This is a genomic window from Pantoea sp. M_9 (genome assembly GCF_008631385.1).
Classification (GTDB): Bacteria; Pseudomonadota; Gammaproteobacteria; order Enterobacterales; family Enterobacteriaceae; genus Pantoea; species Pantoea eucrina.
The window spans coordinates 54,035-77,693 of record NZ_VWUF01000013.1 but is presented as its reverse complement, the minus strand read 5'-3'; the positions used below and the strand labels follow the sequence as shown (position 1 = coordinate 77,693).

Below are 23,659 nucleotides of genomic sequence, written 5' to 3'. Positions count from 1 at the left end.
ATTAATGCGCCCCCTGCGGTAAGGCGGGGGGTGAAATGATAACGCCCTGTGTTGGGCCACCGCAGGGGCGCCATTTATGGCGCCCGGGTTAACGCGGGTACGAAATGTGACGTCCGGGAATGGATTTGAACCGGGGCGCATTAATGCGCCCCCTGTGGTGAGGCGGGAGCGAAATGATGGCGCCCTGTGTTGGGCCACCGCAGGGGCGCCATTTATGGCGCCCGGGTTAACGCGGGTGCGAAATGTGACGTCCGGGGATGGATTTGAACCGGGGCGCATTAATGCGCTCCCTACGGTAAGGCGGGGGCGAAATGATGGCGCCCGGGGTAAGGCGGGTGCGAAATGTGACGTCCGGGGATGGATTTGAACCGGGGCGCATTAATGCGCCCCCTACGGTGAGGCGGGAGCGAAATGATGGCGCCCGGGGTAAGGCGGGTGCGAAACGACAGCGTCCTGGTTAGCTAGCGGATCCACTCTGGCAGGTCGTTCAGCCCCATCGCCTGCTTCAGCAGACGCGGCTTTACGCCTGGCAGCGTATCGGCCAGCTTTAGCCCGACATCGCGCAGCAGCTTTTTCGCCGGATGCGTGCCGGCGAACAGCTCACGGAATCCCTGCATGCCGGCCAGCATCAGCGCTGCGCTGTGCTTGCGGCTGCGTTCATAGCGGCGCAGTGAGAGGTGCTCGCCGATATCACGGCCCGCCTGATGCAGGCGGCGGATCTCACCAATCAACTCAGCCGCATCCATAAAGCCTAAGTTCACGCCCTGCCCGGCCAGCGGATGAATGGTGTGCGCCGCATCGCCGACCAGCGCCAGACGATGAGCTGCAAAATTGCGCGCATAGCGTGCCGTCAGCGGGAACGTTTTGCGCTCGCTCTCAACGCTGCATAATCCCAGCCGCATATCAAAGGCTACAGAGAGCTGCTGATTAAACAGCGCTGCGGGCATCGACTGCATGCGCGCTGCTTCCTGTGGAGCCAGCGACCAGACGATTGAGCACAGGTGCGGATCCTGCATCGGCAGAAAAGCGAGAATGCCATCGCCGTGAAATACCTGACGCGCGATGGCATCATGCGGCATGTCAGTACGCACGTTCGCGACCAGCGCATGATGCTCATAATCCCAGAACGTCAGCGGGATATCCGCTTTTTCACGCAGCCAGGAGCTGGCGCCGTCGGCAGCTATCATCAGCCGGGCGCTCATCATGGTGCCATCTTCCAGCGTGATAAACGCTTCGTTATCACCAAACGCGACCTGCTGCAGACGGGCCGGTGCAAACAGCGTAACATCTTTGCACTGGCTGGCACGCTGCCACAGCGCACTGTGAATCACTTCATTTTCAACAATATAACCAAGATGCGATAGCCCCTGCTGCTCATCATCGAAGCTGACAGAGCCAAAGCTATCCTGATCCCACACTTCCATACCGTGATACGCGCTGGCGCGCAGGGCGAGAATAGATGACCAGACGTCAAGTTTCTGTAGCAGCCGTTCGCTGGCTGCATTAATTGCTGATACCCGAATCGACGCTGCTGCTGCCGGATCAAACTGCGGTTCCGCCGCTTTCTCCAGTACTGCAACGCGCAGACCACTTCCCTGCAAACCGCAGGCCACTGCCAGACCGACCATGCCGCCACCGGCAATCACCACATCAAATGTTTGCATTGCTGCCTCTTTATTAACGCTTTACCCAGCCGAGCGTACGCGCGGCCAGCGGATGTTGCAGCCAGGGAAGGTGATCCATAGCCACCAGCCCGAGATTTCGTCCTGCAACCAGCGGTGCATAACGGTTAGCGAACAGGCGCACCAGGCCGTCAGTCACGCCGATTGTCGCCGCGCGGTCAGCCTGACGCCGGGCGGCAAAGTGCTGCAGCACCGCATAACTGCCGGGATCCTGCTGCTGACGCCAGGCGCCGGCCAGCGTTTCCGCCAGCGACATGACATCGCGCAGGCCAAGATTAAAGCCCTGTCCGGCGATCGGATGCAGCGTCTGGGCAGCATTGCCGACCAGCGCCAGCCGGTGCGTCACCTGACGCTCGGCGGTTTGCAGCGCCAGCGGGTAAATTTCACGCTGACCGGCATGGGTAAAGCGACCCAGCCGCCAGCCAAATGCGCGCTGCAGTTCGCGCCGGAATGTCTCTTCATCCCACGCCCGCACCCGGGATTCTGCGGCTGCCGGATGGCACCACACCAGCGACATACGATTGCCGGACATCGGTAGCAGCGCCAGCGGCCCGTGCGGCGTAAAACGCTCAAACGCCTGCCCCTGATGCGGCAGCTGAGTGGACACGTTGGCAATCACCGCCAGCTGCTGATAATCCTCGCGCTGCCACTGAATACCGCATGACGCCGCCAGCGATGAGCGCGACCCATCTGCAGCCACCAGCAGCGTACCCTCCAGCGTTTCGCCGCTGTTAAGCGTCACCTGCGCATGCGCTTTATCACGCGTGACCTGCGTGACGTAATCGGGGCAGCGCAGCGTAACGCCGGGCGCCTGCCGGAGACGCTCAAACAGGCGCTGTCCGACATCGAACAGTTCCACCACCTGCCCCAGCGCAGCCAGCTGATACGCCTCTGCGCTGAGCTGCACAAAGCCACTGTGGCCGCGATCGGAGACGTGAATGCGGGTGATCGGCGTGGCGCACTCCGCCAGCGAACGCCAGAGGTTGATCGCCGCCAGCTGCTGGCAGGTGCCGGCGGCCAGCGCAATCGCCCGGCCATCAAAACCGGGGTGCGCACGGCTGGCCGGCTCACTGCGCTCAATAAGCGTGACCGGTAACCTGCCCTGCGTCAGATGCGATATCGCCAGCGCCAGCGTGGCGCCGGTCATGCCCCCGCCTGCAATCAGAATGGTCATACGCCGCGCGCCGCTGCCATCAGGGCTTCAATCGCATCCGGATCTTTCACCACGCTATCGGTAAGATTCTCATGGCCTGTCGCCGTGATCACAATATCATCCTCAATGCGCACGCCGATGCCGCGGTACTGCGGCGGCACGCTGGCATCAGGTGCAATATAGAGGCCCGGCTCTACCGTAAGCACCATGCCTGGCTCCAGCACGCGGTCGCGGCTCGGCGTACCGTAATCGCCGACGTCATGCACATCCAGGCCCAGCCAGTGGCCGAGGCCATGCATAAAGAAAGGACGATGCGCCTGCGCTTCAAATAGTTCGTCGATATTGCCGTCAAGAATACCGAGATCAACGAGGCCGGTGATCATGATGTGCACAACTTCATCATTCACTTCATGAATGCTGACGCCGGGCCGGAACATCGACAGCGCTTTATGCAGCGAAGCCAGCACAATGTCGTAGATTTCCCGCTGCGGCGGCGTGAACCTGCCGTTTACCGGAAAGGTACGGGTAATATCACCCGCATAACCGTGAAACTCACAGCCGGCGTCAATTAGCACCAGATCGCCGTCGCGCATTGCGCTTTCATTTTCGGTGTAGTGCAAAATGCAGCCGTTTTCGCCACTTCCGACAATGGTGTTATAGGAGGGAAAGCGCGCGCCGTGGCGGGAGAATTCGTGGTGGATCTCCCCTTCAAGCTGATACTCATACATGCCGGGGCGGCACTGCTGCATGGCGCGGGTATGCGCCAGCGCGCTGATTTTTCCCGCCTGACGCAGGATCTCAATCTCTTCTGCGCTTTTAAACAGCCGCATCTCATGCACCCAGGGACGCCAGTCGGTCACGCTGGCGGGTGCGCTGAGATTCTGCCGGAAACCGCGACGTAATTTTTCCAGTGCGCTAAACAGCAGCTGATCAGCGTAACCATATTCGCCCTGCGCGTGATACACCACGTCAAGGCCGTTCAGCAGCAAGTGCAGCTGTTCGCCAATATCATCCCACGGCAGTGCACGATCAACCCCCAGCTTCGCTGGCGCAGCCTCCTGCCCGAGGCGACGGCCAGACCACACCTCGGCAGTGAGATCGCGTATGCGGTTAAACAGCACGCTGTGATTATGATGTTCATCGCTTTTGATCAGCACCAGCAGCGCCTGCGGCTCGTTAAACCCGGTGAAATACCAGAAGTCACTGTTTTGCCGGTAGCTATATTCGGTGTCGTTGCTGCGCGTGACTTCAGGTGCTGCAAAAATCAGCGCCGCGCTGCCGGGGGCCATCTGCGTAATCAGCGCCTGACGACGCTGCCGGAACTGTTCCAGTGTGATCATAGTTGCACTCCCTGTTGATAACGGGCAGCAGCGCTGCCCGCAATGACGCGCTTAGTGTAGCGTAGGTTTCTGCACTTCCGGTGCGGTTGGCGTATGCGGGCGTGTGAAGGTGTCGTGACACAGCAGCGCTGCGACGCGCACATACTCAATCACCTCTTCCAGCGACTGCTCCAGCTCTTCCTGATCTTCATCTTCTTCGTAGCCAAGCTGAGCAATCGTACGCAGATCGTCAATCGCCTCGCCGGTTTCACCGGTGACTTTATCCAGTTTAGGCTGCGTAACGCCCAGGCCAAGCAGGAAATGATTGACCCAGCCCGCCAGCGCATCAGCCCGATCAAACACGGTAATATCCTCTTCATCCGGCAGCATCAGCTGAAACAGAAAACCATCTTCTTCCAGGGTCGTGGTCAGGCTGTCATGCAGCGCCTGCAGCGGCTGTGCCAGGCTCTGCGAGAAAGCCATGCCTTCGTTGGCCAGATCGTGCACCAGCGTCTTCCAGCTGGCGTCCTGATTACCGCCACACAGGATGCCACACAGCAGTCCGTGCATTTCGGCAGGCGTCATGCCCACACCCTGCTGAGAGAGGGCTGCGGCCAGCGCGTTGTAAGTGGGTGTTGCGTTCTGTAAAGACATAAGCTTTGGTCGTCGTTGGCAGAATAAGTTCGTGATATGCTACCACCAGGTGCCTCAGGGTTTCCAGAAAAGGGGTTGTATCTTCTTACCCGCGTCTATATAGTTGCGCACCTTCCGGGCCAGTGGCGAGCCGGGTGGAGCGAACGAAGTAATCAGTCAGGATGGTGGCATGTCTGCACAACCGGTAGATATACAAATTTTTGGTCGTTCTTTGAGAGTAAATTGTCCGCCTGAACAGCAGGATGCGCTAAATCTTGCCGCAGAGGACCTCAATCAACGGTTGCAAGATTTAAAAGTTCGCACTAGAGTCACAAATACAGAGCAACTGGTGTTCATCGCCGCGTTAAATATCTGTCACGAGCTGGCGCAAGAGAAAGGTAAAACGCGTGACTATGCAGCAAACATGGAACAACGTATCCGCATGCTGCAGCAGACGATTGAACAGGCTTTAGTTGAGCAGGGTCGCATTACCGACCGCCAGGGCCCTAAATTCGAATAATACTTCATGGTTCTCATGCCAGAGCAACGATGAAGTCCTGTTTCTCTGAGATGTTTGCAAGCGGGCCAGTCCCCTGAGCCGATATTTCATACCAACAGAGTGTGACGCTCTGTAGCCTGTGAGCATGCTCGGTTCGTCCGAGAAGCCTGATGGTTGCGACGGCATACTCACCTTGAACCAAGGGTTCAAGGGTTACAGCCTGCGGCGGCATCTCGGAGATCTCTTTTCTGTTTTACCCGGCATCATTTCAGGTAGTAGCGTCAGCTGCGACGGCGGATACTGCCTGAAGCCAGTCCCCCTCCCCCTCTTTTGCATGTTATAGTCAGCGCAAGCTAATCCACTCGTCGGGGAGATCCTGTGTCAGCTATCGATTATTCCGAACGCCAGCTGCTGCGTCAGCATATCCGCCATCTGCGCCGGCATCTGACGCCTGAACAGCAGAGTGAAGCGGCCGAACAGCTGGCTGAGCACGCGATTAACCTGGCGCCTGTCTCAGCCGCACAAAACATTGCGCTGTTTCTCTCCACCGACGGTGAAATCAATACCCGCCCGCTGATCGCCCGTCTTTGGCAGCAAAAAAAAGCGGTTTATCTGCCGGTACTGCATCCGTTTGCGCCAGGCAACCTGCTGTTTTTGCGTTATACCCCTGAGACACAGCTGGTCATGAATAAGCTGCGCATTCCGGAGCCGCCGCTGGATATTACGCAGATAGCGACGCTGGATCGGCTGGATGTCATGCTGGTTCCGCTGGTGGCGTTTGATGAGAGTGGACAACGGCTGGGGATGGGCGGCGGCTTTTACGATCGCACGCTGCAGAACTGGCAGCGCCACGGCTGCCTGCCGATTGGCATTGCCCACGACTGCCAGCGCGTTGAGGCGCTGCCGGCAGCCGCATGGGACATCCCGCTACCCGCCGTGCTGACGCCGGCAAAGCTGTGGCAGTGGGATGCTTCGTTCTGACGGGCATATGCCCGTCACTAGTCAGTAAAGCAGGCGGGCGCGCATGGTGCCCGGGATGGCGCGCATGAGCTGCAGCGCTTTATCCGCCACATCTTTTTCCGCATCGATATCAATTACCACGTAACCAAGCTGTGGCGAGGTCTGCAGGAACTGCGCCGCGATATTGATATTCTGCTCAGCGAAAATCTGGTTGATGGCAGTAAGAATGCCCGGACGGTTTTCGTGAATGTGCAGCAGACGGCTGGCGCTGGCACCGTGCATCGGCAGTGACACTTCCGGAAAATTAACCGCAGAGAGCGTCGAGCCGTTGTCGGAGTATTTTGCCAGCTTGCCCGAAACTTCCAGACCAATATTTTCCTGCGCTTCCTGCGTTGAACCGCCAATGTGCGGCGTCAGAATAACGTTATCAAACTCGCACAGCGGTGAATTAAACGGATCGCTGTTGGTTGCCGGTTCGGTCGGAAAGACGTCAATAGCCGCACCCGACAGATGTTTGCTGGAGAGCGCATGGCACAGCGCCGGAATATCGATAACGGTGCCGCGCGCGGCGTTAATCAGCAGCGCACCTGGCTTCATCAGCGCCAGCTCTTCTGCGCCAATCATGTTCTGGGTTGAAGCGGTCTCCGGCACATGCAGGCTGACCACATCACTCATATTGAGCAGATCCGACAGGTGGCGCACCTGCGTGGCATTCCCCAGCGGCAGCTTGTTTTCAATATCGTAAAAGAAAACGTGCATTCCCAGGCCTTCAGCCAGCACGCCGAGCTGCATGCCGATATGACCATAACCAATGATACCCAGCTTTTTGCCGCGCGCTTCATAGGAGCCGGTTGCTACTTTGTTCCAGATACCGCGATGCGCTTTGGCGTTCGCTTCCGGAATGCCGCGCAGCATCAGCAGCATCTCGCCAATCACCAGCTCAGCAACGGAGCGGGTGTTAGAGAAAGGGGCGTTAAAGACCGGAATACCGCGCCGGGCAGCGGCGTTGAGATCGACCTGATTAGTGCCGATACAGAAGCAGCCTACCGCGACCAGTTTTTCTGCGGCGGCGAAGATCTCTTCCGTGAGCTGGGTGCGGGAGCGGATACCGATAAAGTGCGCATCACGGACAGAGGCTTTCAGCGACTCCGCATCCAGCGCCCCTTTGTGAAACTCAATGTTGGTATAGCCTGCCGCGCGCAGATTCTCCAGCGCGCTCTGATGCACGCCCTCCACCAGCAGAAATTTAATTTTGTCTTTATCCAGTGATACCTTTGCCATTTCCCGACCCTATTCAGAATTCAACGTGGAGTGCCATAAGATTACCTTCTGCCAAAATAACAAATTCTGGCAATGCGGCAATACAAACGATTGCGACCACGGCAGCACGCCCCGGCTTTCAGGCAGCACAAATCCATACAAAATCGCAGGAAGCCAGGAGCAGAGAGCAGGAATCGGCTCTCCATGCTCTGTTTGTGACATAAGTCACCAAATTCAGGCTGATAAAGAAAAGCAGAATTAGCCGGGGGAAAAACGGCGCGTCAGGCGCGCCGGAGAGATCATTTGAGAATGGTTTTGACGCCATCCGGTGTGCCAATCAGCGCGACATCAGCGCCGCGCGTGGCAAACAGGCCGACCGTGACCACGCCCGCCAGCGCGTTGATGTTTTTTTCCATCGCGACAGGATCGAGGATCTGCAGATTGTGCACGTCGAGGATGATATTGCCATTATCGGTCACCACCTGCTGCCGATACTCCGGCTGGCCACCAAGCTTAACCAGCTCGCGCGCGACATAAGCACGCGCCATCGGGATCACCTCAACCGGAAGCGGGAAACGGCCAAGGATATCAACTTCTTTAGACGCATCCGCGATACAGATAAACTTCCGTGCGACCGCCGCCACAATTTTCTCGCGCGTCAGCGCCGCGCCACCGCCCTTGATCATCTGCATATGCGGGTTGATCTCATCGGCACCATCGACATAGACCGCGATATCGTCCACGTCGTTAAGATCGAAAACCGGTATACCCAGCGATTTCAGCTTCAGGGTGGAGGCTTCAGAGCTGGAGACCGCCCCCTCAATCTGGTGCTTCATGGTGGCCAGCGCGTCGATAAAATGCGCGGCCGTTGAGCCGGTGCCTACGCCAACAATGGTGCCTGGCTGCACATACTGCAGCGCCGCCCACCCTACCGCTTTTTTCAGTTCATCCTGGGTCATGGTATGTTTAAAACCTGTGCGACATCAAAGTGCGCGTAGTATAAAACAACGCGCTGTAAAAGTGCGCGACTCACGCACCACCGATTTTTACCTTTGGAAGCCAGTCCGCAAAAATGCACCCGCCGCACAGCGCGGCCATTTTGTGGCATAGTACTTTCCACCCTGAACGAGAGAGAACAATAATGAAACGCCCGGATTACCGTACGCTTCAGGCGCTGGATGCAGTGATTCGCGAGCGCGGCTTTGAACGCGCCGCACAGAAGCTTTGTATTACCCAGTCAGCCGTATCGCAGCGTATCAAACAGCTGGAAAACCTGTTTGGTCAGCCGCTGCTGGTGCGCACCGTTCCGCCCCGCCCGACTGAGCAGGGGCAGAAGCTGCTGGCGCTACTGCACCAGGTTGAGCTGCTGGAAGAGGAGTGGCTGGGTGACGATCAGAGCGGAACCACGCCGCTGCTGCTCTCGCTGGCGGTGAACGCCGACAGTCTTGCTACCTGGCTGCTGCCGGCGCTGAAAGATGTGCTGGCGGACTCCCCGGTGCGGCTGAATCTGCAGGTAGAAGATGAAACGCGTACGCAGGAACGTCTGCGCCGCGGCGAAGTGGTGGGCGCCGTGAGTATCCAGCCGCAGCCGCTGCCGAGCTGCCTGGTCGATCAGCTGGGAGCGCTCGACTATCTGTTCTGCGCCTCACCCGATTTTGCCGCCCGCTATTTTCCCAACGGCGTGACGCGATCAGCTTTGCTGAAGGCGCCGGCGGTGGCCTTTGACCATCTGGATGATATGCATCAGGCGTTTTTGCAGCAGAATTTCGATCTGTCACCGGGCAGCGTACCCTGCCATATCGTTAACTCGTCAGAGGCGTTTGTGCAGCTGGCGCGGCAGGGATCGGTCTGCTGTATGATCCCGCATCTGCAGATTGAGCGCGAACTGGCGCAGGGTGAGCTGGTGGATCTGACGCCGGGACTCTATCAGCGCCGGATGCTCTACTGGCACCGCTTTGCGCCCGAGAGTCGCCTGATGCGCAGCGTCACCGACGCGCTGATTGCTCACGGGCATCGGGTGCTGCGTCAGGATGAGGTCACGGTCTGAGCATAGCGCAGCGGCAGATGCCGCTGCGGCTGTCAGCTATCAGGGCGTCGTGGCGTTCGGTTTGATTTCAAACACCACATCGACCTGATCGTCAAAGTGAATACTCTGCTGTTCATACGTCTGCTGCGCGGTGGTATCCGCTGGCGCGGCAGCAGCTTTATACATGCGCGCCATCGGCATCGGCTGATAGTTGGCTACGTGATAGCGAACGCTGTAGACCGGGCCCAGCTTCGCGTTAAAGCCTTCTGCCAGCGCGCTGGCCTGCTGCGTCGCGTTAGCAATCGCGGCTTTACGCGCCTGCTCTTTATAGCTTTCTGCGTCTGCCACACCCAGCTCAACGGTGCGGATTTCGTTCAGGCCCGACTTCAGTGCGCCATCCAGCAGATCGTTCAGCTTGTCCAGCTGACGCAGCGTCACTTCCACCTGGCGTACCGCGCGGTAGCCTTTCAGTACCGACTTACCCTCTTTGGTGTAGTCATATTCTGGCTGGGTGCTCAGGTTAGCCGCATCGATATCTTTCTTTTCGATACCGCTCTTTTGCAGAAAATCAAAATATTGCGCCACGCGCGCGTCAGCCTGTTTTTTAGCATCGGCAGCTTCTTTGGAGGCGACGCTGACCATAATTGAGAGCGTCGCCATATCCGGACGCGCATCAACGCTCGCCTGGCCGGAAGTGACCACGTGCGGTCCCTCAGGCACTTCTCCGGCCTGTACCATGCCCGACAGTGCGCCAGTGCTCATTGCGGCGACCAGCGCCAGTGCTTTCAGTTTCACAAACTCCTCCTTGGAAATCGGGTTACCGGCTGCCACTATGGCGAAACCGCTACCGCTTTACTATGCGTGATGCTCTGAGTTTACGCAGACAGAAAAGTTCGTTCGCGCTGCGTTTTAACCTGCTGCCGGCTGCAAACTTATCACTACAGGGTTGCTAAAAACAGCATTGTGCGTTTCGCTTGATGGATACTCTCTGTTTCCAGGAGTCCTGCCCATGGCGCACGATCCCTCAAGCCCTGGCGCGCCTGCTGCTGGCGTGCGCGTCGGGCGCACGCGTTTTCTGATGCTGGCGCTGGTGTTTGTGAACATCATTATCAACTATATGGATCGCGCTAATCTGGCCGTGGCAGCGCCCGCGCTGAGCGCTGAGTTACAGCTCACTCCGCTGCAGATGGGGCTGATTTTTTCTGCGTTTGGCTGGATCTACGCCGCACTGCAGATCCCGGGGGGCTGGCTGATTGATCGACTCGGTGCGCGTATGGTGTATGGCGTGGCGATGATCGGCTGGTCGCTAATCACCCTGCTGCACGTCTGCGCCAGCAGCGTGGCGGCGCTGGTCGGGCTGCGGCTTGGCGTCGGCGCATTTGAAGCGCCGGTAATGCCGGCGAATAACCGTATTATTTCGGGCTGGTTTCCTCTGCATGAGCGCGCCAGCGCCATTGGCATTTACTCCTCGGCGCAGTTCGCAGGTCTCGCCTGCGTTACGCCGCTGCTGTTTCATATTGAAGCGGCATTTGGCTGGCGCGGGCTGTTCGCTATCACCGGGCTGACCGGCATTCTGTGGGCGGGCGTCTGGTTTGCGCTCTATCGCGAGCCTGGCGAACATAAACGGGTATCAGCCGCAGAGCGCGCCTGGCTGCTGGAGAACGGCGCGCTGCCCGACAGCGCATCGGCCGGGCGCACACCGCTACGCCTGAGTGACGTGCAGCAGATGCTGTGCAACCGCAGACTGCTGGGCATCTGTCTGGGCCAGTTTTCTATTTCCGCCACGTTCTGGTTCTTTCTGACGTGGTTTCCGACCTATCTGGTCCGGTACCGGCATATGGATTTCATTAAAAGCGGCTATGTCGCCTCGCTGCCTTATCTGGCGGCATTTTGTGGCGTACTGCTGGCGGGATTTATCTCCGATTATCTGCTGCGGCGCGGCGTTTCAGCCAGCGTAGCGCGCAAGCTGCCGATACTGCTCGGGCTGACGATGACCCTGTTTATCCTCGGAGCCAACTATACGGATAACACCACGCTGATCGTGTTATTTATGTCGCTGGCTTTTTTTGGCAACGGGCTGGCAACCATTACCTGGGTTTTTGTCACCACGCTGGCACCGCGTCATCTGGTCGGGCTGGCAGGCGGCATGTTTAACTTTACTGGTGCCCTCTCCGCAATCGTGGTGCCGATTGCGATTGGCGCGCTGATCGACGGCAGTGATTTTGCTCCGGCGCTGGTGTTTATCGCCGCCTTGGCGCTGGTGGGGATCGGCAGTTATCTGTTTATCGTTGGCCGCCCCGACGAGATTACTGTTCCCCGGTGATCTTCTGCGCCAGCGCTTTCAGCTGCGCCACCCGCTGCGCCAGATGTTCATCATCCCGCTGCCAGATTTTAGCGAACGCCAGCGCCGCGCGATTATGATTGATCGGCAGTGCCATACCAATCTCACCATCATCACGCTGCCAGATGAGATGATCGCTCTGGCGTTTGCGCGCCAGCAGAGGCGCCATCTGCGTCCACTGCGCTGCGGCAAAACGCGGCTGCAGCTGCACATCAGGCTCTGCGGCCAGCAGCGCTATGCCAATCACCGACTGCCACGCCGGCAGCATGCGAAATCCGGCCAGCGCCTGACTGGTACGGGTGCGTTCATCGGGCTCTGAGTGCCAGATATAGATGACCTGATCTTCCCACAGCACGCCCAGCGCCACCACGATATCGGGCGGTGCATAGAGCTCCAGCTGCGGCAGCGCCTGCGCAAACAGCGAGGAACCCCGAATCGCCTGCGCCGCCAGCGCGTGAACCCCCGGCCCTGGCAGGTAGCGACGCTGCTCATCCTGAACGGTGAGGCCGATCGACGCCATGGTCATCAGCAGACGGTTAACGCGCGTGCTGTTCATTCCCATCTGACGCGCCAGCTCACGCCCGCCAATGGCTCTGTCGCTGGAGACCAGATACTGCAGGCAGCGGATACCGTCAATCAGGCTCTGGTTAGGTTGAGAAGACATCGGTCACCTCCGGGCGCTAAAAACTCAATCTTAGCAGCCTAGTCGCGTCAATAATGCCCCCTGCGCGTTTTACTTTTTAATCCGTCAGCGCCTGATGCGCCAGCTGGAAAGCGATAAGCCACATGACGCTGCCGACCAGCAGGTTGATGATACGCTGCGCGCGCGCGGTGCGCAGCCGGGGCGACAGCCAGGCCGCCAGCAGCGCCAGACCATAAAACCAGATTACAGAGGCGCTGACGGTGCCCAGCGCGAACCATCGGCGGGCATCGGCTGAGGGCAGCTGACCGCCGAGGCTGCCGAGCACCACAAACGTATCCAGATAAACATGCGGATTGAGCCAGGTCACCGCCAGCATCGTGGCGATAATGCGCCAGCGTCCCTGTTTCAGCGTGCTGTCCTGCTCCAGCGCAATACCGCCGCGCCATGCGCTGCGTAACGCTCCCCAGCCATACCAGAGCAGAAACGCAACGCCTGCCCAGGTGATCAGCGTCAGCAGCAGCGGTGACTGATGCAGCAGCGCGCTGCCGCCAAATATGCCGCCGCAGATCAGCGCAATGTCGCTCAGGGTACAGAGCGTGGCGGTCATCAGATGATAGTGGCGCTTGATGCCCTGATTCATAACAAAGGCGTTTTGCGGGCCCAGCGGCAGAATCAGTGCAGCGCCCAGCGCCAGCCCCTGCAAATAAATTGATAACACGTTGAATACCCTGAAAAGAGAAGAGGATGGGCGCAGTATATCGGCCGGAGGGTATTAGCGGAAATTGAAAGATTTAATCGGTCATTAGCGCTGTTAATAAGAAAGGCACCCGCAGGTGCCTTACGCTAACGTTATTTGGTCAGGTTGACCGGCTGCTCCTGCGCCTCGCCTTTAACCTGGTGCAGATGCACATCCATCTGCGGATAAGGGATGCCGATGCCGTGCGCATCCAGAGTACGCTTAAAGTTTTTCATCAGATCCCAGTAAACGTTCTGCAGATCGCCGCTTTTACTCCAGCAGCGCACGACAAAGTTCAGCGACGAAGCCGCCAGCTCGTTGAGGCCAATCTGAATACCCATATCTTTCAGCACGCGCTCATCCGCTTCCACCACCTCACGCAGCAGATCGATTACCTGATCGACATCCGCGTCGTAGGCCACGCCGATAATAAATTCGTTGCGGCGGATCGGCTCACGAGAGAAGTTAATGATATTGCTGGCGATAATTTTACCGTTAGGCACTACCACCATTTTGCCGTCCGCGCTTTTCAGCGTGGTTGAGAAAATCTGCACATTCTGTACGGTTCCCATCACGCCACCGAGGTCAACAAATTCGCCGGTGCGGAATGGACGGAAAGTCACCAGCAGTACCCCTGCGGCAAGGTTAGAGAGCGAACCCTGCAGTGCCAGACCTACGGCCAGACCCGCCGCACCCAGTACGGCGATGACTGATGCGGTCTGTACACCCACTCGCCCCAGCGCTGCGATGATAGTAAATGCGATAACGCCATAGCGGACTAAGGCTGAAAGAAAATCTGCCACGGTCGCATCGATATGGCGTGCCACCAGCAGACGATTTACGCCGTTTGAAACAATACGCGCGATAATCATACCCACGATAATAATCGCGATTGCTGCCACGATATTGACCGCATAGCTCAGGATCAGTGCCTGATTACGCACCAGCCATCCACCTGCACTGTTAATGCCATTTACGACATTTAAATCTTCCATTTGTCAGCCCTGTTGTTGAGTTTCCCGCAGGAAATTACAAAAACGGCCAGATTGACTCCGGCACTCCAGGCTTCAAGGTTAAACAAAAACAGCATGAAGCGCCAAAATTAAGCTGATTTAACATTGTATTGAGGGAAAAACGTACCGGAATTGATGCAGATTAGCGCAGCACAGACCTGCAGGCTGCTGGTACGTCAGCGGCAACGTATGGCGGGCTGGTATGTGGTTTTGTCGGGCAGGAAGCGCACTATAACACCGTGAAAAACGCATAAAAAAAGGCCCCAATGGGGCCTTTTTACTGCAGCGAACTTACAGTACGTCGACTGCGTTCAGCTCTTTAAACGCCTGCTCTAAGCGCACAACCATTGAGGATTGTGCCGCACGCAGCCAGACGCGTGGATCGTAATATTTCTTGTTCGGGCTGTCCGGGCCGTTCGGGTTGCCCAGCTGCGACTGCAGGTACGCTTCGTTAGATTTGTAGTACTGCAGAATACCGTCCCAGGTTGCCCACTGGGTATCGGTATCGATGTTCATTTTGATCACACCGTAGCTGATTGACTCTTCAATCTCTGCTGCAGAAGAGCCGGAACCGCCGTGGAAAACGAAGTCCAGCGCGTTATGTTCCAGACCATGCTTCTCGCACACATATTTCTGTGAGTCGCGCAGGATGGTTGGGGTCAGCTTCACGTTGCCTGGCTTGTAGACGCCGTGCACGTTGCCGAAAGAGGCGGCGATAGTGAAACGCGGGCTGATTTTGCTCAGCTCGGTGTAAGCGTAATCCACATCTTCAGGCTGGGTGTAGAGGGCTGAAGCGTCCATATGGCTGTTGTCCACGCCATCTTCTTCACCACCGGTGCAGCCAAGTTCGATTTCCAGCGTCATATCGATTTTCGCCATGCGCGCCAGATATTTGCTGGAGATTTCGATGTTCTCTTCCAGCGACTCTTCAGAGAGGTCGATCATGTGTGAAGAGAACAGCGGCTTACCGGTTTTTTTGAAGTGCTCTTCACCGGCATCCAGCAGACCGTCGATCCACGGCAGCAGTTTTTTCGCACAGTGGTCAGTGTGCAGAATGACCGGCACACCATACTGCTCAGCCATCAGATGCACATGGTGTGCACCGGCGATAGCGCCGAAAATTGCCGCGCCCTGTGGTTTGTCGGTTTTGAAACCTTTACCGGCGATAAATGCAGCACCGCCGTTAGAGAACTGAACGATGACCGGCGCTTTAACTTTGGCAGCAGCTTCCAGTACCGCGTTGATGGAGTCCGTGCCGACGCAGTTAACTGCAGGCAGAGCGAACTTGTGCTCCTTCGCTACCTTGAAGACTTTCTGAACGTCATCACCAGTGACAACGCCGGGTTTTACGAAATCAAAAATTTTAGACATGGTTGTGTCCCGTTTCGTTACCGTTCATTCCCGAAGGGAATGGGATTTATTTGCCCCGGTCGGGGCCAGTTTTAAGGCAGCGCCAGAGCGCTGCCCCCAGAATTACTGCTTAGCGCGCTCTTCCAGCATCGCCACCGCAGGCAACTTTTTGCCTTCCACGAACTCCAGGAATGCGCCGCCACCGGTTGAGATATAAGAGATCTTCTCTTCAATACCGAACAGATCGATAGCCGCCAGAGTGTCGCCGCCGCCTGCTACAGAGAACGCATCGCTGTCAGCAATCGCATTGGCCACAATTTCGGTGCCTTTACGGAAGTTAGGGAACTCAAAAACGCCTACCGGGCCGTTCCACAGGATGGTTTTGGCCTCTTTCAGGATCTTCGCCATGTTCTGTGCGGTTTCATCACCGAAGTCCATAATCTCTTCGTTATCCTGCACTTCTGAAACCTTTTTCACGGTAGAAGGTGCAGTTTCAGAGAATTCCGTGCCTACGCGGGAATCGGTCGGCACCGGAATACCATACTGGTCACGCAGGCCTTTGGCTGCTTCAACGAAGTCCGGCTCATAGAGTGATTTACCGACCTTGTTGTCGATAGCCACAAAGGTGTTGGCGATGCCGCCGCCCACAATCACGGTATCCGCAATTTTGACCAGCGACTGCAGCACATCAAATTTAGTCGATACTTTTGAACCGCCGACTACGGCAACCAGCGGACGCTCCGGGTTGCTCATGACTTTACCCAGCGCTTCCAGCTCAGCAGAAAGCAGCGGGCCTGCGCAGGCGACTGGCGCAAACTTGCCCACGCCGTGAGTCGAAGCCTGCGCGCGGTGCGCGGTACCAAATGCATCCATTACAAAGACGTCACACAGCGCGGCATACTTCTTCGCCAGCGTCTCGTCATCTTTCTTTTCGCCTTTGTTAAAACGTACGTTTTCCAGCACGACCAGCTCGCCAGCACCCACTTCCACGCCGTCAAGATACTCTTTCGCCAGCGTAACCTGGGTACCGTTCAGTTTTTCTTTCAGGTAGTTAACAACCGGCAGCAGCGAGAACTCTTCGTTATATTCACCTTCAGTCGGGCGACCAAGGTGAGAGGTAACCATCACTTTCGCGCCCTGTTTCAGTGCCGCTTCGATGGTAGGCAGGGAAGCACGGATACGTGCGTCAGATGTCACTTTTCCTTCTTTCACTGGCACGTTCAGATCGGCACGGATCAGAACACGCTTACCAGCAAGGTCCAGATCGGTCATCTTAATTACAGACATGGTGAATCCTCTCGTTGATTCTCGTAAGTTTTGCCAGACGCCATCCGCGTCTTACCTGAAACCGCTTGCGGCCATTGCTAACGTAGTATCGATCATCCGGTTAGCAAAGCCCCATTCGTTGTCACACCAGACCAGCGTCTTGATCAGGTGATGACCGCTGACCCGCGTCTGCGTACCATCAACGATGGCACTGTGCGGATCGTGGTTAAAATCTACTGAGACTAACGGTAATTCCGTATAGTCAACTATACCACGAAATGCCCCTGCTGATGCGTTTTGCAGCAGCGCATTGACCTCACACGCCTTTACCGCCGCCCGTACCGAGACGCTCAGATCAATTGCCGTCACGTTGATAGTGGGTACGCGCACCGCTATCGCTTCGAAGCGATCGTTGAATTTCGGAAAAATGCGGGTGATGCCGGCAGCCAGCCGCGTATCGACCGGAATGATCGACTGGCTCGCTGCACGGGTGCGGCGCAGATCGCTGTGATAGGCGTCGATCACCTGCTGATCGTGCATCGCGGAGTGGATCGTGGTCACGGTGCCGGACTCGATCCCAAAGGCATCATCCAGCAGCTTGATCACCGGAATGATGCAGTTGGTGGTACAGGATGCGTTGGACACAATGCGGTCAGTTTGTTTAAGAGCCTGTTCATTTACGCCGAACACCACGGTTGCATCCAGATCGTTGCCGCCCGGATGCGAAAACAGGACTTTTCTGGCGCCCGCCTGCAGATGCGCCTCGCCGTCAGCGCGACTGCCGTAAACGCCGGTGCAATCCAGCACCACATCAACGTCCAGCTGCTGCCACGGCAGCGTGCCGATCTCAGCCTGATGCAGGATGCGGATAGTGTCCTCCCCTACCCACAGCAGATCGCGCTCCTGCCGCACGTCGAAGGCGAAGCGACCGTGGCTGGTATCGTACTTCAGCAGATGCGCCATGCCGGCGGCATCTGCCAGCTCGTTAATCGCCACAACCGTAATTTCCGCCCGGCGTCCCGTTTCATAGAGCGCACGCAACACATTGCGTCCGATACGACCAAAGCCATTGATAGCAATACGAATGGTCATCGCTTTTCCTGCAACTGCACCTCTGAAATGTGCCAGATACCTTGAGCGTTTCACGCCATTTTGTACAGGAAATTCTTGCGCAGCGCCTGGGGCACTGCTGCGAGATAACCTGCCAACTGAAACGGTTCAGCCAGAATAATGCATGCGAGGAATAACCGGAATGATTGCGATCAAGGATGGTGATGATTATTGGATCTGCGTCACAAAAATGAGGCGATTAATCGATTACTGCAGGAATAATTGAAACGTTTCAGGTGGAGAAGGAGGAGAAAATAAAACAGGGCGCGCATCAATGCGCACCCTGTGGTTCACGATATCCGGTCTGGTAAGCCGCCGCTAAAGGCGACCCCGGATTACAGAATAGATTTTGCGGTTTCTACCACATTCTCAACGGTAAAGCCGAACTCTTTAAACAGCAGCTCTGCCGGCGCAGATTCACCAAAGGTGGTCATGCCAACGACCGCACCGTGCAGGCCGGTGTATTTGAACCAGTAATCGGCAATACCCGCTTCAATGGCAACGCGCGCGCTAACCGCTTTCGGCAGCACCGCTTCACGGTAGGCGGCATCCTGCTTATCAAACGCATCCGTTGATGGCATAGAAACCACACGTACATTACGACCTTCGCTGCTGAGTTTGTCAGCGGCAGCTACCGCCAGCTCAACTTCAGAGCCGGTAGCGATCAGGATCAGTTCCGGCGTGCCGTTGCAATCTTTCAGCACATAGCCACCGCGTACCACGTTTGCCAGCTGCTCAGCGGTACGATCCTGCTGCGCCAGGTTCTGGCGGGAGAAGATCAGCGCTGACGGGCCATCCACACGCTCAATGGCATATTTCCACGCAACAGCAGACTCAACCTGGTCACAGGGACGCCACAGGCTCATGTTTGGCGTCGTACGCAGGCTGGCCATCTGCTCAACCGGCTGATGCGTCGGGCCATCTTCACCCAGACCGATAGAGTCGTGGGTATAAACCATGATCTGACGGATCTTCATCAGCGCCGCCATACGTGCTGCGTTACGCGCATATTCAACAAACATCAGGAAGGTCGCGGTATAAGGCAGGAAACCGCCGTGCAGCGCAAGGCCGTTGGCAATGGCGGTCATACCAAACTCACGCACGCCATAATGGATGTAGTTACCCGCTGCGTCTTCGTTGATCGGTTTAGAACCGGACCACATGGTCAGGTTGCTGGGTGCCAGATCGGCAGAACCACCGAGAAATTCCGGCAGCAGCTTGCCAAAGGCTTCAATCGCATTCTGCGACGCTTTACGGCTGGCGATTTTAGCCGGGTTCGCCTGCAGCTGCTCAATAAACTGCTGCGACTCCGCCTGCCAGTTAGCCGGCAGCTCATTGTTAACGCGACGCGTAAACTCTTCAGCCAGCGCCGGGAAAGCTGCCGCATAGGCTGCAAACTTCTCATTCCATGCTGACTCTTTCGCCTGGCCCGCCTCTCTGGCATCCCACTGCGCATAGATATCGGCCGGGATCTCAAACGGCGCGTGGCTCCAGCCCAGCTGCTTGCGCGTCAGCGCAATTTCATCGTCGCCCAGCGGCGCGCCGTGTGAATCGTGCGTGCCCGCTTTGTTAGGTGAGCCAAAACCGATAACGGTTTTACACATCAGCAGTGACGGCTTGTCAGAGACGCGCTTCGCCTCTTCCACCGCCTGTTTGATCGCTTCTGCATCGTGACCATCCACACCGCGCACAACATGCCAGCCGTAGGCTTCAAAACGCGCTGCGGTGTCGTCGGAGAACCAGCCATCAACGTGACCATCAATGGAGATACCGTTGTCGTCATAGAACGCAACCAGTTTGCCCAGCTTCAGCGTACCGGCGATAGAGCAGACTTCGTGCGAAATCCCTTCCATCATGCAGCCGTCGCCCATGAAAACATAGGTATGGTGGTCTACGATATCATGACCCGGACGGTTGAACTGAGCAGCCAGCGTGCGCTCGGCGATCGCAAAGCCCACGGCGTTAGCGATGCCCTGACCCAGCGGGCCGGTTGTGGTTTCCACGCCTGGCGTATAGCCATATTCCGGGTGACCTGGGGTTTTAGAGTGCAGCTGGCGGAAGTTCTGCAGCTCGCTCATTGGCAGATCGTAGCCGGCAAGGTGCAGCAGGCTGTAGATCAGCATAGAGCCATGCCCGTTCGAGAGCACGAAGCGGTCGCGGTCAGCCCACTGCGGGTTAACCGGGTTGTGGTTCAGGAAATCGCGCCACAGCACTTCAGCGATATCCGCCATGCCCATCGGGGCACCCGGGTGTCCCGATTTAGCTTTCTGTACTGCGTCCATACTTAACGCACGAATGGCGTTGGCAAGCTCTTTACGAGAGGGCATGTTCTACTCCAGATCGGATTAAGGCTCCGCCGCACTTAACGTATTGTAATTAATCAGTTATCAGGCGAAGCGTGAAAGAAGTCGCCCATCAATGTACATGAAAATCGGCACAAAAGTACATGCATCCGCGTGCTAATTATCATGGCTGCGATTGCATTTTAAGCCGCGTCTGCTAGCAACCGCGAAACGGGCGCGCTATAAACATCGGGTTTATACAGCTGGCCTGCTTTCAGGTGTCTGTTTTTACGACGAGTTACTTAAAGGATGATGATATGAAAATCCGGGCTACGGTTACGGCAATCGGAGTGGCAGCGCTACTGAGCGGCTGTCAGGGGTTTGATAACAACGCGCTGCTGCAGTCGGGCGCGCAGGCCTATCAGGCCTATTCGCTCAGTGATGCGCAGGTAAAACAGCTGAGTGACCAGTCCTGTACGCAAATGGACAAAGAGAATCAGGTTGCGGCGGCAAACAGCAGCTATCAGCAGCGTCTGAATAAGATCGCTGCCGCGCTGGGCGACAATATCAACGGCACGCCGGCGAACTATAAGGTGTACGTCACCAAAGATGTCAACGCCTGGGCGATGGCCAACGGCTGCATCCGCGTTTACAGCGGCCTGATGGATATGATGACCGATAATGAAGTGGAAGGCGTACTGGGCCATGAGATGGGTCACGTTGCGCTGGGCCACACGCGCAAAGCGATGCAGGTTGCCTTTGCCACCGAAGCCGCACGCGGTGCTGCCGCCTCGGTCGGCGGTATTATTGGTTCGCTGTCGCAGTCGCAGCTGGGCGATATCGGCGAGAAGCTGGTTAACGCGCAGTTCTCGCAGACTCAGGAGTCGCAGGCAGATGACTACTCATATGATCTGCTGAAAAAGCGCGGTATCAACCCGCTCGGTTTAGCCACCAGCTTTGAGAAGCTGGCGAAGATGGATCAGGGGCATCAGAGTTCGATGTTTGACTCCCATCCTGATTCCGAAGCGCGCGCGCAGCATATCCGCGATCGTATCGCGGCAGACGGCAAATAAGCACCTGCTGCAGCCCTTCTCCCGCCGGGAGAAGGGCTGCCACTATCAGCCTTTGTTCGCTGCCTGCACGTGCAGCATATCCAGCGCCAGCGTAGCCGCCGCCAGCGCGGTGAGATCGGCGTGATCGTAGCCTGGCGCTACCTCAACCAGATCCATGCCGACAATATTCATTCCCTGCAGGCCGCGCACCAGTTTGGTCGCTTTGTCGCTGCTCAGACCACCAATCACCGGCGTACCGGTGCCTGGCGCGTGCGCCGGATCGAGGCAGTCGATATCAAACGTCAGGTAGACCGGCAGGTCGCCCACGGTGCGCTTCACCTCCGCCAGAATATCATCCACGCTGCGATCGTTAACCTGCGCCGCGTCCAGCACGTTGAAACCCAGGCTCTTATCAAATTCAGTACGGATACCGATCTGCACCGAGTGCTGCGGATCGATCAGCCCCTCTTTTGGCGCAGTGAAAAACATGGTGCCGTGGTCAAACGTCGGCCCGTTAGAGTAGGTGTCGGTATGCGCATCAAAATGCACCAGTGCCATTTTACCGAAATGCTTCGCGTGGGCGCGCAGCAGCGGCAGCGTAATGTAGTGGTCACCGCCAAAGGTCAGCATGCGCTTACCGCTGGCCAGCAGTTTTTCCGCATGCGCCTGCAGTTTGTCTGAGAGATCCTGTGAGTCGCCAAATGCGTAAACCAGGTCACCGCAGTCCACGACATTCAGGCGCTGACGCAGATCAAACTCCCACGGCCAGCGGCACCCTTCCCACGCCAGGTTAGTGGAGATCTGACGAATCGCGCCCGGCCCCAGACGGCTGCCCGGACGGCCCGACGTCGCGGCGTCAAACGGTACACCGGTGATCACCCACTCAGCATCGCTGTCATACGGCTGGAAGTTGAGCGGAAAACGCATGAAGCCAAAGGCGTTGGAAACCAGGGAGTTGTCATACTGATTGCCCAGGGTGTTATACATAATTCATCCTCTTTACGTCAGGCAGCACCGGCCTGGTTTTGGGTCAGATATAAAAAAATCCCTTCCGCGTCGTTAGGCCCGACGAGGAAGGGATTGATGGCGTGATTATCGCCGGGAATATACTCCCCTGCAATCCTCATCCGCTTAGCGCTCGCGCATCGCCTCTTCAGCTTTATTGAACGGCTTAACCAGATAATCCATCACGGTTTTCTCTCCGGTTTTGATATCCACCGTGGAGACCATGCCGGGCGTGATAGAAAAGCGCCGGCCCGCTTTGTTCTGCACATAGTCGTTATCGGTGCGGATAAACACCCGATAGTAGTAGATCTCTGGTTTCACCTCATCCTGGATGGTATCCGGCGAGATGCTCTCTACTACGCCATTGAGACCGCCATAGATGGCGTAATCGTAGGCGGAGATCTTCACCACCGCGCGCTGCCCCGGATGGATAAAGGCGATATCGCGCGGCGACAGGCGCGCCTCCACCAGCAGCCGATCGTTGAGCGGAACAATGTTCATCAGCTCGCCGTTGGGTGGCACCACGCCGCCGACCGTGGAGACTTTGATATTTTTGACAATGCCGCGCATCGGGGCGCGGATCGTCAGCCGCGTCACCGTATCTTCGCGCCCTTTAATCACTTCCGCGAGGCTGTCCGCTTCCGCACTCGCTTTGGCCAGCTCTTCACGCGCCTGGACATAATATTGCGAACGCATATCGGTCAGCTTCAGCTCCAGATCGGATTTTTCACGTTGCAGGCGCAGCACCTCCACATTGCTGGCAGCTCCACTCTTTGCCAGCCGCTGCGTAATCGCCAGCTCGCGGTTAGCCAGCGCCAGCGACGCCTTAAACTGCTTCGTCGCGTCGTTGAGCTGTGCCCGCTTAGTATTATAGAGACGGGTTTCTGCCGCGATCAGATCGGGCCAGCCGCTAAGCTCATCCGGAAAGGTCAGCCGGGTGTCGTTAACCTCTGCCCGCAGGCGTGACGCCGCCGCCAGCGCGGCGCGATAGCGTGCCGCGCTTTCACCCACGCTTGACTGGGAACGGGTCGGATCGAGACGCGCCACCACCTCACCCGCCTGCACCTGATCGCCCTCATGCACGTACAGCTCCGTCAGAATGCCGCCCTCCAGCGACTGCAGCACCTGCTCGCGTGAGCTGGGGATCACCTTACCGGTCCCGGTTGAGACTTCATCCAGCACGCCAAACCACGCCCAGATCAGCGCGACCAGCATCAGCGCGGCGCTGATAACAATCAGCCGCACCGCTCCGCTGTAATGCGTTTCCGATTTCAGTTCACCCAGCAGATCGTCTGACGCATCTGTTTCAGCAGCCGTGACCAGCCGCAG

21 protein-coding genes and 1 other RNA gene are annotated in these 23,659 nt (G+C 57.3%); 6 read left to right on the top strand and 16 right to left on the bottom strand.

The features are described 5' to 3' along the window. Window positions 1-461: 461 nt before the first annotated feature. The 4 genes from ubiI to F3I15_RS15565 are packed head-to-tail and all read right to left on the bottom strand — an operon-like array spanning window position 462 to window position 4,808. Window positions 462-1,664: an FAD-dependent 2-octaprenylphenol hydroxylase gene (gene ubiI, locus F3I15_RS15580; protein WP_150018532.1), complete on the bottom strand. Its 1,203-nt coding sequence runs from the start codon at window positions 1,662-1,664 to the stop codon at window positions 462-464. A 13-nt stretch (window positions 1,665-1,677) separates the two neighbouring features. Then, window positions 1,678-2,856 (bottom strand): 2-octaprenyl-6-methoxyphenyl hydroxylase, encoded by a 1,179-nt coding sequence (ubiH, locus tag F3I15_RS15575; RefSeq protein ID WP_150018531.1) that lies wholly within the window; start codon window positions 2,854-2,856, stop codon window positions 1,678-1,680. Then, window positions 2,853-4,175, bottom strand: a complete 1,323-nt coding sequence (gene pepP, locus F3I15_RS15570) for a Xaa-Pro aminopeptidase (RefSeq protein ID WP_082032641.1) — start codon at window positions 4,173-4,175, stop codon at window positions 2,853-2,855. The genes ubiH and pepP overlap by 4 nt, the downstream gene beginning before the upstream one ends. A gap of 51 nt (window positions 4,176-4,226) precedes the next feature. Continuing rightward, on the bottom strand, window positions 4,227-4,808 hold the full coding sequence (locus tag F3I15_RS15565; protein WP_150018530.1) for a YecA family protein: 582 nt from the start codon (window positions 4,806-4,808) through the stop codon (window positions 4,227-4,229). A gap of 169 nt (window positions 4,809-4,977) precedes the next feature. On the opposite strand from F3I15_RS15565, the gene zapA reads away from it, so the two are divergent. The 3 genes from zapA to F3I15_RS15550 all read left to right on the top strand — a co-directional run bounded on the left by zapA (window position 4,978) and on the right by F3I15_RS15550 (window position 6,267). Beyond that, on the top strand, window positions 4,978-5,307 hold the full coding sequence (zapA, locus tag F3I15_RS15560) for a cell division protein ZapA (protein ID WP_034823204.1): 330 nt from the start codon (window positions 4,978-4,980) through the stop codon (window positions 5,305-5,307). 39 nt (window positions 5,308-5,346) lie between these two features. Continuing rightward, window positions 5,347-5,530: non-coding RNA, 6S RNA (gene ssrS / locus F3I15_RS15555), on the top strand. A gap of 134 nt (window positions 5,531-5,664) precedes the next feature. Then, the gene (locus tag F3I15_RS15550) at window positions 5,665-6,267 is read left to right on the top strand and encodes a 5-formyltetrahydrofolate cyclo-ligase (protein ID WP_150018529.1); all 603 of its coding nucleotides are present in this window, start codon (window positions 5,665-5,667) and stop codon (window positions 6,265-6,267) included. 21 nt (window positions 6,268-6,288) lie between these two features. Here F3I15_RS15550 and serA read toward each other — a convergent pair whose 3' ends face one another. After that, on the bottom strand, window positions 6,289-7,527 hold the full coding sequence (serA, locus tag F3I15_RS15545) for a phosphoglycerate dehydrogenase (protein WP_150018528.1): 1,239 nt from the start codon (window positions 7,525-7,527) through the stop codon (window positions 6,289-6,291). A gap of 278 nt (window positions 7,528-7,805) precedes the next feature. After that, window positions 7,806-8,465, bottom strand: coding sequence for a ribose-5-phosphate isomerase RpiA (gene rpiA / locus F3I15_RS15540; RefSeq protein WP_039380041.1), 660 nt, complete (start codon window positions 8,463-8,465; stop codon window positions 7,806-7,808). Window positions 8,466-8,647: 182 nt separating this feature from the next. Between rpiA and F3I15_RS15535 the strand changes: the two genes are divergently transcribed. Next, entirely contained in the window at window positions 8,648-9,553 is a 906-nt protein-coding gene (locus tag F3I15_RS15535) for a LysR family transcriptional regulator ArgP (RefSeq protein ID WP_108570046.1), read from the top strand. Between the two features lie 39 nt (window positions 9,554-9,592). Here the strand turns inward: F3I15_RS15535 and F3I15_RS15530 are convergent, their stop codons facing one another. Continuing rightward, a complete protein-coding gene (locus F3I15_RS15530; RefSeq protein ID WP_108570047.1) occupies window positions 9,593-10,327 on the bottom strand; it encodes an oxidative stress defense protein in 735 nt (244 codons plus the stop codon). Between the two features lie 214 nt (window positions 10,328-10,541). Here F3I15_RS15530 and F3I15_RS15525 point away from each other — a divergent pair, with 214 nt between their 5' ends. Then, entirely contained in the window at window positions 10,542-11,855 is a 1,314-nt protein-coding gene (locus tag F3I15_RS15525; RefSeq protein ID WP_150018527.1) for an MFS transporter, read from the top strand. Here the strand turns inward: F3I15_RS15525 and F3I15_RS15520 are convergent. The 7 genes from F3I15_RS15520 to tkt form a co-directional block, all read right to left on the bottom strand. Next, window positions 11,839-12,537, bottom strand: coding sequence for an IclR family transcriptional regulator (locus F3I15_RS15520; protein WP_150018526.1), 699 nt, complete (start codon window positions 12,535-12,537; stop codon window positions 11,839-11,841). The two genes, F3I15_RS15525 and F3I15_RS15520, sit on opposite strands and share 17 nt — an antisense overlap. Before the next feature lie 76 nt (window positions 12,538-12,613). Next, window positions 12,614-13,234, bottom strand: a complete 621-nt coding sequence (gene argO, locus F3I15_RS15515) for an arginine exporter ArgO (RefSeq protein ID WP_150018525.1) — start codon at window positions 13,232-13,234, stop codon at window positions 12,614-12,616. Between the two features lie 131 nt (window positions 13,235-13,365). Then, window positions 13,366-14,247 carry a small-conductance mechanosensitive channel MscS gene (gene mscS, locus F3I15_RS15510; protein WP_150018524.1) on the bottom strand — a complete coding sequence of 294 codons (882 nt, stop codon included), beginning with the start codon at window positions 14,245-14,247 and terminating at the stop codon, window positions 13,366-13,368. A gap of 309 nt (window positions 14,248-14,556) precedes the next feature. Continuing rightward, the gene (fbaA, locus tag F3I15_RS15505) at window positions 14,557-15,636 is read right to left on the bottom strand and encodes a class II fructose-bisphosphate aldolase (protein WP_039380055.1); all 1,080 of its coding nucleotides are present in this window, start codon (window positions 15,634-15,636) and stop codon (window positions 14,557-14,559) included. A 102-nt stretch (window positions 15,637-15,738) separates the two neighbouring features. Further along, a complete protein-coding gene (gene pgk / locus F3I15_RS15500; protein ID WP_094111522.1) occupies window positions 15,739-16,902 on the bottom strand; it encodes a phosphoglycerate kinase in 1,164 nt (387 codons plus the stop codon). A gap of 51 nt (window positions 16,903-16,953) precedes the next feature. After that, on the bottom strand, window positions 16,954-17,973 hold the full coding sequence (epd, locus tag F3I15_RS15495) for an erythrose-4-phosphate dehydrogenase (protein WP_039380059.1): 1,020 nt from the start codon (window positions 17,971-17,973) through the stop codon (window positions 16,954-16,956). Window positions 17,974-18,326: 353 nt separating this feature from the next. Continuing rightward, window positions 18,327-20,318 (bottom strand): transketolase, encoded by a 1,992-nt coding sequence (gene tkt / locus F3I15_RS15490; RefSeq protein ID WP_150018523.1) that lies wholly within the window; start codon window positions 20,316-20,318, stop codon window positions 18,327-18,329. Between the two features lie 272 nt (window positions 20,319-20,590). Between tkt and F3I15_RS15485 the strand changes: the two genes are divergently transcribed. Next, window positions 20,591-21,346 (top strand): M48 family metallopeptidase, encoded by a 756-nt coding sequence (locus tag F3I15_RS15485; protein WP_150018522.1) that lies wholly within the window; start codon window positions 20,591-20,593, stop codon window positions 21,344-21,346. Between the two features lie 45 nt (window positions 21,347-21,391). On the opposite strand, the gene speB is transcribed toward F3I15_RS15485, so the two are convergent. Next, on the bottom strand, window positions 21,392-22,312 hold the full coding sequence (speB, locus tag F3I15_RS15480) for an agmatinase (RefSeq protein WP_039380065.1): 921 nt from the start codon (window positions 22,310-22,312) through the stop codon (window positions 21,392-21,394). Between the two features lie 144 nt (window positions 22,313-22,456). After that, window positions 22,457-23,653 carry an HlyD family type I secretion periplasmic adaptor subunit gene (locus tag F3I15_RS15475; RefSeq protein ID WP_370513348.1) on the bottom strand — a complete coding sequence of 399 codons (1,197 nt, stop codon included), beginning with the start codon at window positions 23,651-23,653 and terminating at the stop codon, window positions 22,457-22,459. Window positions 23,654-23,659: the final 6 nt, after the last annotated feature.